This window comes from Curtobacterium sp. NPDC089185 (assembly GCF_040685235.1).
GTDB classification, from domain to species: domain Bacteria; phylum Actinomycetota; class Actinomycetes; order Actinomycetales; family Microbacteriaceae; genus Curtobacterium; species Curtobacterium citri.
On the sequence record NZ_JBFBHK010000002.1, the window covers coordinates 317,652 to 335,197 of the forward strand.

General features: G+C 71.7%; 16 protein-coding genes and 1 rRNA gene. 16 read left to right on the plus strand and 1 reads right to left on the minus strand.

Going from position 1 to position 17,546, the window contains the following annotated elements; translation table 11 throughout:
- Positions 1-11: 11 nt before the first annotated feature.
- Complete coding sequence (locus tag AB0N84_RS03470) at positions 12-350, minus strand: DUF1844 domain-containing protein (RefSeq protein WP_069711450.1); 339 nt, start codon at positions 348-350, stop codon at positions 12-14.
- A gap of 337 nt (positions 351-687) precedes the next feature.
- Between AB0N84_RS03470 and infC the strand changes: the two genes are divergently transcribed.
- The 16 genes from infC to AB0N84_RS03550 form a co-directional block, all read left to right on the plus strand.
- Complete coding sequence (gene infC, locus AB0N84_RS03475; protein ID WP_182047761.1) at positions 688-1,347, plus strand: translation initiation factor IF-3; 660 nt, start codon at positions 688-690, stop codon at positions 1,345-1,347.
- Positions 1,348-1,442: 95 nt separating this feature from the next.
- Positions 1,443-1,637: a 50S ribosomal protein L35 gene (gene rpmI / locus AB0N84_RS03480; protein ID WP_022903519.1), complete on the plus strand. Its 195-nt coding sequence runs from the start codon at positions 1,443-1,445 to the stop codon at positions 1,635-1,637.
- 28 nt (positions 1,638-1,665) lie between these two features.
- A complete protein-coding gene (gene rplT, locus AB0N84_RS03485; RefSeq protein WP_069711283.1) occupies positions 1,666-2,049 on the plus strand; it encodes a 50S ribosomal protein L20 in 384 nt (127 codons plus the stop codon).
- 70 nt (positions 2,050-2,119) lie between these two features.
- Positions 2,120-2,947, plus strand: coding sequence for an RNA methyltransferase (locus AB0N84_RS03490; RefSeq protein WP_182047759.1), 828 nt, complete (start codon positions 2,120-2,122; stop codon positions 2,945-2,947).
- Positions 2,948-3,036: 89 nt separating this feature from the next.
- Complete coding sequence (pheS, locus tag AB0N84_RS03495) at positions 3,037-4,077, plus strand: phenylalanine--tRNA ligase subunit alpha (protein WP_289459657.1); 1,041 nt, start codon at positions 3,037-3,039, stop codon at positions 4,075-4,077.
- Entirely contained in the window at positions 4,077-6,569 is a 2,493-nt protein-coding gene (gene pheT / locus AB0N84_RS03500) for a phenylalanine--tRNA ligase subunit beta (protein WP_363543748.1), read from the plus strand. Before pheS ends, pheT begins: the two co-directional genes overlap by 1 nt.
- A gap of 74 nt (positions 6,570-6,643) precedes the next feature.
- Positions 6,644-7,741, plus strand: a complete 1,098-nt coding sequence (locus AB0N84_RS03505; protein ID WP_363543750.1) for an NAGSA dehydrogenase family protein — start codon at positions 6,644-6,646, stop codon at positions 7,739-7,741.
- Entirely contained in the window at positions 7,738-8,937 is a 1,200-nt protein-coding gene (gene argJ / locus AB0N84_RS03510; protein WP_289459654.1) for a bifunctional glutamate N-acetyltransferase/amino-acid acetyltransferase ArgJ, read from the plus strand. The genes AB0N84_RS03505 and argJ overlap by 4 nt, the downstream gene beginning before the upstream one ends.
- Positions 8,937-9,968, plus strand: coding sequence for an acetylglutamate kinase (argB, locus tag AB0N84_RS03515; protein WP_182047751.1), 1,032 nt, complete (start codon positions 8,937-8,939; stop codon positions 9,966-9,968). The genes argJ and argB overlap by 1 nt, the downstream gene beginning before the upstream one ends.
- Positions 9,965-11,203, plus strand: a complete 1,239-nt coding sequence (locus AB0N84_RS03520; protein WP_289459652.1) for an acetylornithine transaminase — start codon at positions 9,965-9,967, stop codon at positions 11,201-11,203. Before argB ends, AB0N84_RS03520 begins: the two co-directional genes overlap by 4 nt.
- Complete coding sequence (gene argF / locus AB0N84_RS03525) at positions 11,200-12,162, plus strand: ornithine carbamoyltransferase (RefSeq protein ID WP_182047747.1); 963 nt, start codon at positions 11,200-11,202, stop codon at positions 12,160-12,162. Before AB0N84_RS03520 ends, argF begins: the two co-directional genes overlap by 4 nt.
- Positions 12,163-12,181: 19 nt before the next feature.
- Positions 12,182-13,279 (plus strand): argininosuccinate synthase domain-containing protein, encoded by a 1,098-nt coding sequence (locus AB0N84_RS03530; protein ID WP_182047745.1) that lies wholly within the window; start codon positions 12,182-12,184, stop codon positions 13,277-13,279.
- A 102-nt stretch (positions 13,280-13,381) separates the two neighbouring features.
- Positions 13,382-14,830, plus strand: coding sequence for an argininosuccinate lyase (argH, locus tag AB0N84_RS03535; RefSeq protein WP_289459650.1), 1,449 nt, complete (start codon positions 13,382-13,384; stop codon positions 14,828-14,830).
- Positions 14,827-15,519: a DNA-3-methyladenine glycosylase gene (locus tag AB0N84_RS03540; protein WP_363543754.1), complete on the plus strand. Its 693-nt coding sequence runs from the start codon at positions 14,827-14,829 to the stop codon at positions 15,517-15,519. Before argH ends, AB0N84_RS03540 begins: the two co-directional genes overlap by 4 nt.
- A 61-nt stretch (positions 15,520-15,580) precedes the next feature.
- Positions 15,581-16,894 carry a tyrosine--tRNA ligase gene (gene tyrS / locus AB0N84_RS03545; RefSeq protein WP_363543756.1) on the plus strand — a complete coding sequence of 438 codons (1,314 nt, stop codon included), beginning with the start codon at positions 15,581-15,583 and terminating at the stop codon, positions 16,892-16,894.
- A gap of 562 nt (positions 16,895-17,456) precedes the next feature.
- Positions 17,457-17,546: ribosomal RNA gene (locus AB0N84_RS03550) — 16S ribosomal RNA — on the plus strand; the annotation flags it as partial.

Genomic DNA, 17,546 nt, shown 5'->3' on the forward strand with positions numbered 1-17,546 from the left:
TCAGTGTCGCTTCAGTTGACGGGCCCGGTGTACTTCTCGCCCGGACCCTTGCCCGGGGCGTCCTGGATCGTCGACGCCTCGCGGAACGCGAGCTGCACCGAGCGGAGCCCGTCGCGCAGCGGACGCGCGTGGTGGTCGCCGATCTCGGTGGCTGCGGCGGTCACGAGCCCGGCGAGTGCCGTGATGAGCTTCCGGGCCTCGTCGAGGTCCGTCTGCTCCTGCGGGTCGTCGGCCAGGCCGACCTTGACGGCCGCCGCGCTCAGCAGGTGCACCGCCACGGTGTTGATGAGCTCGACGGCGGGGACCTCGGCGATGTCGCGTGCCTCGGCGGCGGCCGCCTCGCCGGCGATCTCCTGCGGGACGTCGTTCCCAGGGCTGTCGTTCTCGGGGGTGTCGGGCACGGTGCTCCTCTGCTAGACTCATCGGCGGCAGATACTGTCCGTGCGCTTCGACCAGCTCTCCGAGCGGGTCCGGCAACCGGACGGCGTCGTAGAAGAGGAGTCTCTCCCACCCGCGGCCGTGCACCACAGGCTACCGGGTCCCAACCGCTCCGCCGGCGTCCGCGCCGGCTGGCCGTTCCGGACGGAACGGCGTCGGGCGGCTGCCGAACGGGTTCCAGATCCGTGCGTCAGATCTCCTCTCTCGTGCCGTCGTCCAGGGCAGATGCCCCGGACGACCACCACCTGATTGAAGGAGCTCCGCATCACCGATCCCCGTACCAACGACCGAATCCGCGTCCCTGAAGTCCGTCTCGTCGGACCGCAGGGTGAGCAGGTCGGCGTCGTCCCGATCGCCATGGCCCTGCGTCTCGCGCAGGAAGCCGAGCTGGATCTGGTCGAGGTCGCGCCGAACTCGAAGCCGCCCGTGGCCAAGATCATGGACTACGGCAAGTTCAAGTACGAGGCCGCTCAGAAGGCCAAGGAAGCACGTCGCAACCAGGTGAACACCGACCTCAAGGAGGTCCGGTTCCGCCTGAAGATCGACGTGCACGACTACGAGACCAAGCGCAAGCGTGCCGAGGGCTTCCTCCTCGGTGGCGACAAGGTGAAGGCGATGATCCTCTTCCGTGGCCGCGAGCAGTCGCGTCCGGAGCAGGGTGTCCGTCTCCTCCAGAAGTTCGCCGAGGAGATCGCCGAGTTCGGTGTCGTCGAGTCGCGTCCGACCCAGGACGGCCGCAACATGACGATGATCATCGCCCCCCTCAAGAACAAGTCCGACGTCAAGGGCGAGCAGAACGCCAAGCGTGCTGCGCAGAAGGCCGAGCGTCGCGCGACGGAGCACGCCGCGAAGGGCAAGGAGACCGACGAGTCGACCGAGTCCGCGGCCGTCGAGGCTCCGGCCGAGTAGGTCCTCCCCGGACACGCCGCGCAGCTGCCCCTCGGCGCAGCTGACCCACCCGCAACGGCGCGGCCCCCCATCCCATCCCACGGAAAGGCACCTCCATGCCCAAGCAGAAGACCCACTCCGGGTCGAAGAAGCGCTTCAAGGTCACCGGCAGCGGCAAGATCATGAAGCAGCAGGCCGGTATGCGTCACAACCTCGAGGTCAAGAGCGCCAAGCGCAAGGCCCGCCTCAACGAGGACCAGGTCCTCGCGAAGGCCGACGCGAAGAACGTCAAGAAGCTTCTCGGCCACTGAGCCGGCGGAAACGTAAAGGAACAGATCAATGGCACGTGTAAAGAGAGCGGTCAACGCCGCCAAGAAGCGCCGCGTCATCCTCGAGCGCGCCGAGGGCTACCGCGGTCAGCGTTCGCGCCTGTACCGCAAGGCGAAGGAGCAGGTCACCCACTCCCTCGTCTACGCGTACCGGGACCGTCACGCGAAGAAGGGCGAGTTCCGTCGCCTGTGGATCCAGCGCATCAACGCCGCGTCGCGCGCGAACGGCCTGACCTACAACCGCCTCATCCAGGGCCTCGGCCTGGCCGGCGTCGAGGTCGACCGTCGCATCCTCGCGGACCTCGCGGTGAACAACCCCGAGACGTTCGCAGCGCTCGTCGAGACCGCCAAGGGCGCCCTCCCGGCCGACACCTCGGCTCCGAAGGCCGCGTAGTCGTCACCGCTCCACCCGAAGCCCCCGTTCCGTTCCGGAGCGGGGGCTTCGTCGTTCCTAGACTGGTGTCGTGAGCGATCTCCTCGAGAACCCGAAGTCCGGTCGTGTCCGGGCCGTGGCCGCCCTGGCGAAGAAGGACGTCCGTGCCGACACCGGCCTGTTCCTGCTCGAGGGGCCGCAGGCGGTGCGCGAGGCGATCGCGTACCGGCCGGAGCTGCTCCGCGAGCTGTACGTCACGCCGACGGCCGCCGCGCGCTACGCGCTCGACGACGCACCGGTGGACACGTGGTTCGTCACCGAGCAGGTGCTCGACACGATGGCCGACACCGTGACCCCGCAGGGCGTGGTCGCGGTGTGCCAGCAGTTCCCGACGTCGGTGAAGGACGTCTTCCCGGACACGGTCGACGGCCTGGAGGAACGGGGCGGCCTCCCGGGGATCGTCGCGATCCTCGAGGAGGTGCGTGACCCCGGCAACGCCGGCACGATCATCCGCGCCGCGGACGCCGCCGGGGCCGACGCCGTGGTGCTGACCGGGCGCTCGGTCGACCCGTACAACCCGAAGGTGGTGCGCTCGACCACGGGCTCGCTGTTCCACGTCCCGGTGTCGGTCGGCGTGACCCTGGCGGACGCGGTCTCCCGGGCACGCGGCCTCGGGTACACGATCCTCGCGGCCGACGTCTCGGGCGACGACCTGCCGGACGTCCGTGCCGACGGGATGCTCGACGGGCCGACGGCGTGGGTGTTCGGGAACGAGGCACGCGGGCTGACGGCGGAGGACCTCGCCCTCGTCGACCGAGCCGTCAAGGTGCCGATCTACGGCAGGGCGGAGTCGATGAACCTGGCGACGGCCGCGTCGGTCTGCCTGTACGAGTCGGCGTTCGCCCACCGGACGAAGTAGTCCTGCACGGGCGGAGTCGTCCGCGTCGCCGTCCACCGTCCGATCGGTGCAGGACGGCGGTATCCCACGGGCCGGTAGGCTTGGGCCTCGTGTCAGAACACCTCGAGATCAGCGAACCGGCCGTCGCCGCCGCCGTGGACGAGGCCCTCGCCGCCGTCCGTGCCGCGACGACCGTGGCCGAGCTGAAGCAGGCCAGGACCGAGCACACCGGCGAGCAGTCCGCACTCGCGCGGATGAACGCCGCGATGCGCACCGTGCCGAAGGAGCAGAAGGCCGCGGCCGGCAAGCTCGTCGGGCAGGCCCGTGGGCAGGTGAACCAGGCGATCGCCGAGCAGGAAGCCGTCCTGGCCGAGGCCGAGGAGCGCGCCCGGCTCGAGGCCGAGCGGGTCGACGTCACGGCGCTGCCGAGCCGCAGGACCCCGGGCTCGCGCCACCCCCTGTCGGTCCTCAACGAGACCGTCGCCGACATCTTCGTCGGCATGGGGTGGGAGGTGGCGGAGGGCCCCGAGCTCGAGCACGAGTGGTTCAACTTCGACGCCCTGAACTTCGACCCGGACCACCCCGCCCGTGCGATGGCGGACACGATCTTCGTCGAACCGGTCGACCGGCACCTCGTGATGCGCACCCACACCTCGCCGGTGCAGGTCCGCTCGCTCCTGTCGCGTGACCTGCCGCTCTACGTCATCGCCCCGGGGCGGGTCTACCGCGCCGACGAGCTCGACGCGACCCACCTGCCGGTCTTCACCCAGGTCGAGGGCATCGCCATCGACAAGGGCCTGACGATGGCGCACCTGCGCGGCACGCTCGAGCACTTCGCGCGCCAGGTCTTCGGGGCCGAGGCGCAGATCCGCCTGCGCCCGAACTACTTCCCGTTCACCGAGCCGAGCGCCGAGATGGACGTCTGGCAGCCGAACGCCAAGGGCGGGGCGCGCTGGGTCGAGTGGGGCGGCTGCGGCATGGTGAACCCCAACGTCCTGCGTGCCGCCGGGATCGACCCGGACGAGTACCAGGGCTTCGCGTTCGGGATGGGCATCGAGCGGACGCTGCAGTTCCGCAACGGCCTGAACGACATGCGTGACTTCCTCGAGGGCGACGTCCGCTTCTCGCAGCAGTTCGGAACGGTGGTCTGATGCGCGTCCCACTCCGTTGGCTCGGCGAGTCCGTCGACCTGCCCGACGACGTCACCCTCGAGCACGTCCACGCGGCGCTCGTGTCGGTGGGCTTCGAGGAAGAGGCGATCCACACCTACGACCTGACCGGCCCGATCGTCGTCGGCCGCGTACTCGAGCGCGAGCCCGAGCCGCAGAAGAACGGCAAGACGATCAACTGGTGCCAGGTCGACGTCGGCGAGCCCGAACCGCGCGGCATCGTCTGCGGTGCGCACAACTTCGACGTGGGCGACCTCGTCGTCGTGACGTTGCCCGGCGCCGTCCTGCCCGGACCGTTCCCGATCGCCGCGCGCAAGACCTACGGCCACGTTTCCGACGGCATGATCGCCTCGGCGCGCGAGCTCGGTCTCGGCGACGAGCACGACGGCATCCTCCGCTTCGCGGACCTCGGCATGGACCCGGAGGTCGGCGCCGACGCGATCGCGCTGCTCGGCCTCGACGACGCGGCGGTGGAGATCAACGTCACGCCGGACCGCGGGTACGTGATGAGCATGCGCGGTGTGGCGCGCGAGTACGCCCACGCGACGGGCGCGAGCTTCCACGACCCCGTGGAGCGTGTCACGCCCCGCTCCGGCGAGGGCTTCCGCGTCACGATCGACGACCGGGCACCGATCCGCGGTCGCGTCGGCGCGCACACCTTCGTCACGCGCGTCGTGCGCGGCATCGACCCGACCGTGAAGACACCGGCGTGGATGGTGTCCCGCCTCTCGCTCGCCGGCGTGCGCTCCATCTCGCTCCCGGTCGACGTCACGAACTACGTGATGTTCGAGCTCGGGCAACCCCTGCACGGCTACGACCTCGCGAAGGTCGTCGGCGGCCTCGGGGTCCGTCGCGCGACCACGGGGGAGACCCTGGTCACCCTCGACGACACGACCCGCACGCTCGACCCCGAGGACCTCGTCATCACCGACGACGAGGGCCCGGTCGGGTTCGCCGGCGTCATGGGCGGCGCCCGCACCGAGATCTCCGGCAGCACGACGGACGTCCTCATCGAGGCGGCCGGCTTCGACCAGGTCTCGATCGCCCGGACCGCCCGTCGCCACAAGCTGCCGAGCGAGGCCTCGAAGCGCTTCGAACGCGGGGTCGACCCGCTCGTCGCCGAGGCCGCGGCGAACCGCGCCGTCGAGCTCCTCGTCGAGCTCGCGGGCGGCACGGCGGACGCCCTCGGCTCGACGCTCGTCGACACCGAGCCGCGCCCGACCACCACGATGCGGCTCTCACGTCCGGCCGAGCTGGTCGGCGTCGACTACACCGACGCCGAGGTCGTCGACACCCTCCGCGCGATCGGCGCGTCGGTCGAGGCGGACGGGGACCTCCTCGTCGTCACGCCGCCGTCCTGGCGCCCCGACCTCACCGACGACACCACCCTGGTCGAGGAGGTGGCACGCATCGTCGGGTACGACCGCATCCCGAGCGTGCTGCCGGTCGCCCCGCCCGGGCGTGGTCTCACGCGCCACCAGCTGGCTCGTCGTCGGGTGGCCGCCGCCCTCGCCGCGGACGGCCTCGTCGAGGTCGTCACCGCGCCGTTCGTCTCCCCCACGATCCAGGACGCGTACCCCGGCATCGACGGGGACGGCGGACCGAGCGTCGTGCTCGCGAACGCCCTCGACAGCGAGCAGTCGCTGCTCCGTCGCAGCGGGCTGCCGGCACTCGTCGACGCCGCGCGGCGGAACGTGTCCCGCGGGCTCGTCGACGTCGCTCTGTACGAGACCTCGCGGGTGTTCCTGCCGACCACCGGCGTGGAGCTCGGCACCGAGACCGTCCCGGCGGGCGCCGCGCTGCCCGCCGCCGACACCCTGGCCGCGCTCGACGCCGCGCTCCCGCCCCAGCCGTTCCACCTCTCGGCCCTCCTCACGGGCAACCGCACGGTGAAGCAGCCGGGCGTGCAGCCGGAGCCGTACGGTGTCGCCGATGCGCTCGACGTGGCCCGCACGGTGGCGTGGGCGGTCGGCGTGGAGCTCCGCATCGCGCAGACGAGCCACCCGTCCCTGCACCCGGGGCGCGCGGCCTCGCTGCTCGTGGGCGACACCGTCGTCGGCGTCGCGGGTGAGCTCCTGCCCGTCCTCACCGAGGCCGCGGTGCTGCCGCGGGTGGTCGCCGTCGTCGAGCTCGACCTCGACGCGCTGATCGCCGCGGCACCGGACCTCGTGTCGGTCGCGCCGATCGTGTCGTACCCGGCCGCGACGCAGGACCTGTCCCTCGTGGTCGGCGTCGACGTGCCCGCGGGCGACGTCCTCGAGACCGTGCGCTCCGGCGCCGGCGAGCTGCTGGAGTATGCTCGGCTCGTGGACGACTACCGGGGCACGGGCGTGGACGAGGGACAGAAGTCCCTGACGTTCGCGCTGCGCTTCCGCGCCACGGACCGCACGCTGACCGCTGCCGAGGCCTCCGAGGCCCGTGACGGCGCCGTCCGACGTGCCGGCGAGCGATTCGGGGCGACCCTGCGCGACTGATCCACCGGATCAGCACCGCCCGGGGCCGCCGCCTCCGACTCTCTCGACGACCAGTCCGACCAAAGGTGGAACCCATGTCCGTATCCGTCGCCGTGGCGGGAGCCTCCGGCTACGCGGGCGGAGAGCTCCTGCGCGTGCTCGCCGCCCACCCGGAGTTCGACATCAGGACGGTGACCGCGCACAGCAACGCCGGTCAGCCGCTCGTCGCGACCCAGCCGCACCTGCGATCGCTGGCCCACATGACCCTGGTCGAGACGACGGCGGAGCACCTGCGCGGACACGACGTGGTCTTCCTCGCGCTGCCGCACGGGCAGTCCGGTGCGATCACGGCGGAGCTCGACGAGGACACCCTCGTCGTCGACTGCGGCGCGGACCACCGGCTGACGGACCCGGCGGCCTGGGACGCGTTCTACGGCGGCGCGTACCACGGCGCGTGGGCCTACGGCCTGCCGGAGCTGCTGCACGCCGCGCCGGCGCCCGGGACCGCGGAGGAGTGGCGGGACGTCGACGACATCGAGAGCCTCGGGCGGCAGCGCACCGAGCTCGCGGCGACGAAGCGGATCGCCGTCCCCGGGTGCAACGTCACCGCGGTGACGCTCGGCATCCAGCCCGGCGTCCAGGCCGGACTCGTCGAGACGGACGACCTCGTCGCGGTGCTGAGCGTCGGCCCGAGCGGTGCCGGCAAGAAGCTCGCGACCACGTACCTCGCATCGGAGATCATGGGATCCGCGAGCGCCTACGCGGTCGGCGGCACCCACCGGCACATCCCGGAGATCCAGCAGAACCTGGTGGCCGCCGGGGCCGGCGACGTCCGGATCTCGTTCACGCCCGTGCTGGTCCCGATGTCGCGCGGCATCCTGGCGACCACGACGGCGAGGCTGTCGCCCGGCGTGAGCGCCCGCGACGTCCGGCTCGCCTGGGAGCAGGCGTACGCCGACGAGCCGTTCGTGCACCTGCTGCCGGAGGGCGAGTTCCCGCGGACCGCGGACACCGTCGGCGCGAACACGGCGCTGGTCGGCATCGCCGTCGACGAGGCCGCCGGTCGCGTCGTCGCCGTGAGCGCCCTCGACAACCTGGCCAAGGGCACCGCCGGCGCGGCCGTGCAGTCGGCCAACATCGCCCTGGGCTTCCCCGAGACCCTCGGCCTCAGCGTGGACGGAGTCGCCCCGTGACCGACGTGACCTCGACGGACCAGGCCGGGACGGGCCTCCAGGGCGTGACCGCCGCTGCGGGCTTCCGCGCGGCCGGCGTGACCGCCGGACTCAAGGCGAGCGGGAAGCCCGACGTCGCCCTCGTCGTGAACGACGGGCCGGACGCAGCCGCAGCCGCGGTCTTCACGAGCAACCGCGCGCAGGCGCACCCGGTGATCTGGTCGCGCCAGGCAGTCGGCGACGGCGTCGCCCGGGCCGTCGTCCTCAACTCCGGTGGCGCGAACTGCTTCACCGGCCCGTTCGGGTTCCAGACCACCCACATGACCGCGGAGGCCGTCGGCGACGCACTCGGAATCGGCGCCGGCGACGTCGTCGTGTGCTCGACCGGCCTGATCGGCGTCGGTGACCAGACGTTCCGCGACGGCGTGCTCCGCGGGGTCGAACTGGCGAGTGCCGCGCTGTCGGCGGCCGGCGGCCCCGATGCCGCGACCGCGATCATGACGACGGACACGACGCCGAAGCAGTCGGTCGTCACCGAGGACGGCTGGACCGTCGGCGGGATGGCGAAGGGTGCGGGCATGCTCGCACCCGGGCTCGCCACGATGCTCGTCGTGATCACGACCGACGCCGTGCAGACCCCCGAGCAGCTCGACCAGGCGCTCCGCGCGGCGACCCGCGTCACGTTCGACCGGGTCGACTCGGACGGCTGCATGTCGACGAACGACACGGTGGTGCTGCTGTCCTCGGGCGCGAGCGGTGTGACACCGGAGGTCGGCGACTTCCAGGAGGCCCTGACCGCCGTCTGCGCGGACCTCGCCCGGCAGCTCCAGCAGGACGCCGAGGGTGCGAGCCACGACATCACCATCACGGTCACCGGCGCGGTCAGCGAGGACGAGGCCGTCACCGTCGGTCGCAGCGTGGCCCGCAACAACCTGTTCAAGGCCGCGGTGTTCGGCAACGACCCGAACTGGGGCCGGGTGCTCGCCGCGATCGGCACGACGGACGCCGAGTTCGACCCGTACGCGGTCGACGTCAGCATGAACGGGGTGCGCGTGTGCCACGCCGGTGCCCCCGACCGGCCGAGCGACGAGGTCGACCTGACCCCGCGCGACACCCACGTGCTCATCGAGCTGGGGGTGGGCACGCACGCGGCGACCATCCTCACGAACGACCTGACGCACGACTACGTCCACGAGAACAGCGCGTACTCCAGCTGATGAGCGACCTCACCAAGGAAGAAGAGCACGAGCTCGCCGCCGTCAAGGCCGCGACGCTCATCGAGTCCCTGCCGTGGTTGAAGCGGTTCACGGGCAAGACCGTGGTCGTCAAGTTCGGCGGCAACGCGATGGTGAACGACGACCTCAAGCGGGCGTTCGCCGAGGACATGGTCTACCTGCGCTACGCCGGTCTGCACCCGGTCGTCGTGCACGGCGGCGGTCCGCAGATCTCGGCGGCGCTCAAGGAGCAGGGCATCGAGTCCGAGTTCCGCGGCGGCTACCGGGTCACGACGACCGAGGCGATCACGGTGGTCCGTGACGTCCTGGCCGGCGAGGTCAACCGCGAGATCGTCGACCTGGTCAACGAGCACGGCGACGGTCTGGCCGTCGGGGTCTCCGGTGACGGCGGCTCGCTGTTCACCGGCGAGAAGAAGGGCGTCGTCGTCGACGGCGAGCACTTCGACCTCGGGCACGTCGGCGACATCACGCACGTCGACCCCTCGGGGGTCCTCGCCGCGATCGCTGCCGGTCGGATCCCGATCGTCTCGAGCATCGCGATCGACGACGCCCACCCGGACCAGGCGCTCAACGTCAACGCCGACGCGGCCGCGGGTGCCCTGGCGATCGCGCTGGGCGCCGCCAAGCTCCTCATGCTGACCGACGTCCCCGGGCTCTACCGCAACTGGCCGGACCGCGACTCGATCATCGACCTCATCGCGGTCGAGGAGCTGCGCGAGCTGCTCCCGACCCTCGAGTCCGGGATGATCCCGAAGATGACCGCGTGCCTCGACGCCGTGGTCGGCGGGGTCGGCGGCGCGACCATCATCGACGGCCGGATCCCGCACTCGATCCTGCTCGAGGTCTTCACCCTCCGGGGTGCGGGCACCGAGGTGATCCCGGACCCGAGCCGTCGCACGGAGAACCAGAACACCCACGCCGAGGTCGGACGCCGTGTCCCGGAGTCCGCAGCAGACCCGGGCCGGCACACCGCCGACACCACGAGCACCACGCAGAAGGGGAACGAGCAGTGAGCACCGAGACGCAGACCCAGACCTGGAACGACCGGTTCGGGGCGTCGCTCATGCGATCCCTGACACCGCCGAAGATCATGCTCGACCACGGCAAGGGGTGCCGCGTGTGGGACGTCGAGGGCAACGAGTACCTCGACTTCCTCGCCGGCATCGCCGTGAACTCGCTCGGCCACGCGCACCCGGCGCTCGTCGACGCCGTCGCGGACCAGGCCGCGAAGCTCGTCCACGTGTCGAACTACTTCGCGACACCGCCGCAGCTCGAGCTCGCCGAGCGGCTCAAGCGGATCACCGGGGCCGGTGCGGCCGGCCGCGTGTACTTCGGCAACTCGGGCGCCGAGGCGAACGAGGCGGCCTTCAAGCTCGCCCGTCTGAACAAGGGCGCCGACGGCCGCAAGACCCGCATCCTCGCGCTCAAGCAGGGCTTCCACGGCCGGACGATGGGCGCGCTCGCGCTCACCGGCAAGCCCGCGCTGCAGGAGGACTTCCTGCCGATGGTCCCCGGCGTCGAGCACATCGACTCGACGGTCGAGGCGCTCGAGGCCGCGATCGACGACACCGTCGCCGCGCTCATCGTCGAGCCGATCAAGGGCGAGGCCGGCGTCGTCGACCTGCCCGAGGGCTTCCTGCAGACCGCCCGACGGCTCACGGAGGAACACGGCGCGCTGTTCATCCTCGACGAGATCCAGACCGGTGTCGGTCGGACCGGCAACTGGTTCACGTTCCAGGGGCACGGCTTCACCCCCGACGCCGTCACGATCGCGAAGGGCATCGCCGGCGGCTTCCCGATCGGGGCACTCGTCACGTTCGGGTGGGCGTCGGAGCTGTTCTCGGCCGGGCAGCACGGATCGACGTTCGGTGGCAACCCGCTCGGCACCCGCGTCGCGAACGCGGTCCTCGAGGAGATCGAGCGCGCCGACCTCGTCGCCGGAGCGGTGACGAAGGGCGAGCGCATCCGTGCCGGCATCGCGGGGCTGGGATCGCCGCTGGTGCAGGAGGTCCGCGGCACGGGCCTGCTCGTGGGCGTCGGGCTCACCGCACCCGTCGGGCCCGCCGTCAACGCCGCCGCCCTCGGGCGCGGTCTCATCATCAACGCCCCGAACGAGTCGAGCCTGCGCATCGCGCCGCCGCTCATCGTGTCCGACGACGAGATCGACGAGTTCGTGTCGATCCTCGGCGAGAGCCTGGCCGCCGTGGCCGCCGAGCAGGGCACCCCCACCCAGGAGACCTCCGCATGACCCGCCACTTCCTCCGCGACGACGACCTCACCCAGGCCGAGCAGTCCGCGATCCTCGACCTGGCCGCGCAGGTGAAGGCCGACCGCTGGGGCGAGCAGCCCCTCGCCGGACCGCAGACCGTCGCGGTGATCTTCGACAAGTCGTCGACCCGTACCCGGGTGTCCTTCCACGTCGGCATCTCCGACCTCGGCGGCAGCCCGCTCGTCATCACGACGGCGAACAGCCAGCTCGGCGGCAAGGAGACCCCGTCCGACACCGCCCGCGTGCTCGAGCGCATGGTGTCGGCGATCGTCTGGCGCACCTACGCGCAGTCCGGGCTCGAGGAGATGGCCGCCGGCACGCGGGTCCCCGTCGTCAACGCGCTGTCCGACGACTTCCACCCCTGCCAGCTCCTCGCCGACCTGCTCACCATCCGCGAGCACCGCGGGACCCTGGCCGGCCAGACCGTCGCCTTCATCGGCGACGGTGCCAGCAACATGGCGCAGTCCTACCTGCTCGCCGGCGCGACGGCGGGCATGCACGTACGCGTGGCCGCTCCGGCGGCGTTCAGCCCGGACAGCCGGGTCGTCGCCGACGCCGAGCGTCGTGCCGCCGAGACGGGCGGCTCGGTCCTCGTCGTGACCGACCCGGTCGCGGCGGTCGCCGGAGCGGACGTCGTCGTCACCGACACGTGGGTGTCGATGGGCAAGGAGGACGAGAAGCAGTCGCGGCTCGACACCTTCGCCGGCTACCGCGTGGACGACGAGCTGATGGGCCACGCGGCGGCCGACGCGGTCTTCATGCACTGCCTGCCCGCCGACCGCGGGTACGAGGTCACAGCCGAGGTGATCGACGGACCGCGCAGCATCATCTGGGACGAGGCGGAGAACCGACTGCACGCGCAGAAGGCCCTGCTCGCCTGGCTCCTCGCGGCGAACGCCACGGGTGCGCCCGCGGCACCCGCCCCGCTCGCCGTCTGAGCGGACCGGGGACCCGACCGTGACCGACCGCATCGTGGTGGCCTGCTCCGCCGGCGTCGACCCGTCTGCCGCCGTCCGGCAGTTCGGTGTCGACCACGAGGTCCTGGCCCTCGTGGTCGACGTCGGCGGGCGGTCGCGCGAGGTCGACGCCGTCCGCCACCGTGCCCGCACGGCGGGTGCGGTGGACGCCATCGTCGTCGACGCCAAGGCCGAGTTCGCGGAGCAGTACGTCGTCGCGGCGGTCCGTGCGAACGCAGGCGACGGCGACCGGGTGCTCGTACCGGCACTCCGCCGCCCCCTCGTCGCGACCCACCTGGTACGCACCGCCCGGCAGCTCGGCGCGACCGCGGTCGCCCACGCCACCGTCGCCCCGGACGAGGTGGCCCTGGCCGCCGCGGTCGGCGGGCTCGACCCCGATCTCGACGTCGTCGCCGTGCCGACGAGCGCCGTCCCGTCCTCGGGGACCGAGCAGGACCTGTGGGGCCGACTCGTCACGACGTCGGCGGCGGACGACCCCTGGTCCGGTGCCGAAGCGGACGACTGGACGCGGTCGCAGGACCCGACCGACGCCCCCGACCCCGACGAGGTCGTGGTCACGTTCGAGCACGGTGTCCCGGTCGCCCTCGACGGCCAGCGCTTCCCGGTCCTGCGGCTGCTGCTCGAACTCGACGCCCTCGCCGGTCGGCACGGCGTCGGACGGCACGACGGGATCGACGACCTGCTCGACGGGCGGAAGGTCCGTCGCCTGGCGGAGAGCCCCGCCGCCACCACGCTCGTCGCCGCGCACCGCGACCTCGAGCGGCTCACCCTCGAGCGGGACGTGCTCCGCTGCAAGCGGTCCGTCGACCAGGAGTGGGCCGACCTCGTGCACGACGGGCGGTGGGGGAGCGGTCTCCGTCGCGCGCTCGACGCCTTCGTCGAGCAGTCCCAGGAGCACGTCTCCGGCGACGTCCGGCTCCGGCTCCACGGCGGGACCGCGACCGTGGTCGGGCGCCGGTCGGGCCAGAGCCTCTACGACTACGAACTCGCCGCCGCTCCGTCGGACGAGCCCGTGACCCTCGCCGCGGCGTGGGCCCGACCCGCCCGGATCGCCGCCCGGCGTGACCGCGCGAACTGACCGGGCTCCGAGACGACCGCCGCCAGCAGCACCCGCCACTCGACAGCCCGCGCCGATGCACCCGAACCGACCGACCCCGACACCACCACCAGGCAGGACGACATGACCGACGCGAACCAGCCCGCCAAGACCGACGCCACGAACACCGGCGCCCTCTGGGGCGGGCGCTTCGCCGACGGCCCCAGCGCCGAGCTGGCCGCGCTGTCCCGGTCGACGCACTTCGACTGGCAGCTCGCCCCGTACGACATCGCCGGATCGCGTGCGCACGCCCGGGCGCTGCACACGGCCGGGTACCTGACCGCGGACGAGCTCGACCGCATGCTCGGCGGCCTCGACCGGCTCGAGACCGCCCACGCCGACGGTTCGCTGCTCCCCGACGACGGCGACGAGGACGTCCACGGCGCCCTCGAACGCCTGCTCATCGCGGACCTCGGCTCCGAGCTCGGCGGCAAGCTCCGGGCGGGACGGAGCCGCAACGACCAGATCGCGACGCTCGGCCGCATGCACATGCTCGACCACGGTCGCCGCATCGGGCGGCTCGTCATCGACCTCGTCGACGCGATCTCCCAGCAGGCGAGCGAGCACCCGGCTGCGATCATGCCGGGCCGGACGCACCTGCAGCACGCCCAGCCCGTGCTCCTCGCGCACCACCTGCTCGCGCACGCGTGGCCGCTCGTCCGCGACCTCGAGCGGCTCCGCGACTGGGCCGACCGCGCGAGCGTCAGCCCGTACGGCGCCGGTGCCCTCGCGGGCAGCTCGCTGGGGCTCGACCCGACGGCGATCGCCCACGAACTCGGCTTCGCCCGGCCGGCGGACAACTCGATCGACGCCACCGCAGCCCGTGACGTCGTGGCCGAGTTCGCGTTCGTGCTGGCACAGGTCGGGATCGACGTGTCCCGCCTCGCCGAGGAGGTCATCCTCTGGAACACGAAGGAGTTCGGCTTCGTCCGCCTCCACGACGCGTTCTCGACCGGTTCGAGCATCATGCCGCAGAAGAAGAACCCCGACATCGCCGAGCTCGCCCGGGGCAAGTCCGGGCGTCTCGTCGGGAACCTCACGGGGCTCCTCACGACGCTGAAGGGGCTCCCGCTCGCGTACAACCGCGACCTCCAGGAGGACAAGGAGCCCGTCTTCGACTCGGTCGCGCAGCTCGAGGTCCTGCTGCCCGCGTTCACCGGCATGGTCGCGACGCTGTCCTTCGACACCGACCGGATGGCCGAGCTCGCGCCGCAGGGCTTCTCGCTCGCCACCGACGTCGCCGAGTGGCTCGTCCGCCAGGGCGTGCCCTTCCGCGACGCGCACGAGATCTCGGGTGCGCTCGTCCGGCACTGCGAGGAACGCGGCATCGAGCTCGACGAGCCGACCGACGCCGAGTACCGCTCGGTGTCAGAGCACCTGACCCCCGAGGTCCGCGGTGTCCTGACGATCGAGGGCAGCGTCGCGTCCCGCGCCGGCGTCGGCGGCACTGCGCCCGACCGCGTCGCCGAGCAGCTCGCGTCCCTGACCCGTCGGGTGCACGACCTGGCCGCGGGGGCGCCCTTCACCCGATGACGTCCCCGCTCCGCGCGCTGCTCGAGCTGCCGGCACCGACCTCGGCGCCGGCCCTCCTCGGCGCGACGATCTCGGGTCGGGGCGTCACCCTCCGGATCACCGAGGTCGAGGCCTACTGGGGTCCGACCGACCCCGGCTCCCACGGGCACCGCGGCATGACCGAGCGGAACCGGCACCTGTTCGGTGCGCCCGGCACGCTGTACGCCTACCGCTCCTACGGGATCCACACGTGCGTCAACGTGGTCAGCGGCCCCGAGGGCACGTCGTCCGGGTCGCTCCTCCGGGCCGCGGAGGTCGTCGACGGCGTCGCGACCGCTCGGGCGCGCCGGGGCGACCGGCCTGCCGACGTCGCGCTCGCACGCGGTCCCGGCAACCTCGGGACCGCGCTCGGCGCGGTCCTCGGCACGGATGACGGCACGTCGGTGCTCGACGGGTCCGGTCCCTTCGTGCTCACCCTGGCACCCGGCCTGGAGGCGCGCATCACCGAGCACGGACCCACTGCGGTCGCCGACGCGCTCCTGTCCGTACCGTCGGGGCCGGCCGACGGGCTCGGCCCGCGCATCGCGCGGGGACCGCGCACCGGCGTCGGCGGCATCGCCGGCGGCGTGTCGTTCCCCTGGCGCTTCTGGCTGGCGGGCGACCCGACGGTCTCGACCTACCGGCGTCACAAGGGTGCGGTCGACCGGTGAACCGGCACCGCGCCTCCCGGCCGGATCCCGGTGCGCCGCCGCACGCCGCTACGATCGTCGTGTGTCCAGCGCAACCGATCACGACGTCCTGACACGCCAGCGGAACGACCCCACCTTCGCCTCGGTGTGGGACGAACTGCGCTGGCGCGGTCTGGTGCACGTCTCCACCGACGAGACGGCGCTCAAGGAGGCCCTCGACGGCGAGCCGGTCACCTACTACTGCGGCTTCGACCCGACGGCCCCGTCCCTGCACTGCGGCAACCTGCTCCAGCTGCTCACGATGCGTCGGCTGCAGCTGGCCGGGCACAAGCCGCTCGCGCTCGTCGGCGGATCCACCGGGCTCATCGGTGACCCGCGCCCGACGGCCGAGCGCACCCTGAACACCCCGGAGACGGTGGCCGAGTGGGTCAGCCGGCTGCAGGCCCAGGTGTCACGCTTCCTCAGCCCGGAGGGCGACAACGGGGTGCGGCTGGTGAACAACCTCGACTGGACGTCGCCGCTGTCCGCGATCGACTTCCTCCGCGACATCGGCAAGTACTTCCGCGTCGGCACGATGCTGAAGAAGGACGCGGTCGCGGCGCGCCTGAACTCGGACGCGGGCATCAGCTACACCGAGTTCAGCTACCAGATCCTGCAGGGACTCGACTACCGCGAGCTCTTCCGGCAGTACGGCTGCACGCTGCAGACCGGTGGATCCGACCAGTGGGGCAACCTGACCTCGGGCACGGAGCTGATCCGACGCTCCGAGGGTGCATCGGTGCACGCGATCGGGACGCCCCTCATCACGAACTCGGACGGCACGAAGTTCGGCAAGAGCGAGGGCAACGCCATCTGGCTCGACCCGGAGATGACGTCCCCGTACGCCTTCTACCAGTTCTGGCTCAACACCTCGGACGCCGACGTGATCGCCCGGCTGCGGGAGTTCACCTTCCTGTCCCGCGAGGAGATCGAGCGGCTCGAGCGTGCCGTGGCCGAGGAACCCTTCCGTCGCGAGGCCCAGCGGACCCTGGCCCACGACGTGACCGCGACCGTGCACGGCGAGGCCGCCACCCGCGCGGCGATCGACGCCGCGGGTGCGCTGTTCGGCAACGGCGACCTCGGTGCCCTCGACGCCGACACCCTCCGGTCCGCCATCGCCGAGCTGCCCGGATCGGTGAGCCTCGGGGGGGATGCCGACGTCGCTCGTGCACTCGTCGAGACCGGACTCGTGAAGTCGCTGGGCGAGGCCCGGCGCGCAGTCGACCAGGGCGGGGTCTCCGTGAACAACGTCCGCGTCGAGGAAGGCACCGCGCTGCTCGCCGACCTCGCGCTCCCCGGTGGCATCGTGGTGCTCCGACGCGGGAAGAAGACCCTCGCCGGCGTCACCCTGGTCTGACACCGGATCCCGCACACCACTCGTGCCCGCTCGCCCGTCCCCGGGGGAGCGGGCATGAGTCGTTCTCCGCCGTGTTGCACAACGCGACACGCCCGGGAGGCGGGGCAGTTGGCGCTCCCCGGGATCGCTGCGTAGAGTTCTTACTCGTCACCCCAAAGGTGCGGCGGAGCGGCTGGAGCGAAAGCCCAGAGCACGCCGGCCCTCAAGCGGGACCATCCTCCACCGGAGTTCAGATCAGGCCTTGTGCTCGATCGCTCCGACGCTTAGGATGACTACTCCACCGGCCCTCTCCCCTCGGGATGAGCCACAGGACCTCGGTCCGACGCGTCGCCGGTGGCAGCCAAGAACGAATGCCCCTCTGGCGGAGCTCCTGATGGAGTCGAGTGGGGGGTGCGTCTGGTCCTTGAGAACTCAACAGCGTGCACATTGTCAATGCCAATTTATTGACCCCGTTGCCTTCACTTGTGGAGGTACGGAGACAATTCCTTTTGGATTGAAGATTGTCAGTAGACAGTCAACAGTCAGAATCAACTCGCTGGCACTTCGGTGTTGGTTGTATTTTTTTACGGAGAGTTTGATCCTGGCTCAGGACGAACGCTGGCGGCGTGCTTAACACATGCAAGTCGAACGATGATCAGGAGCTTGCTCCTGT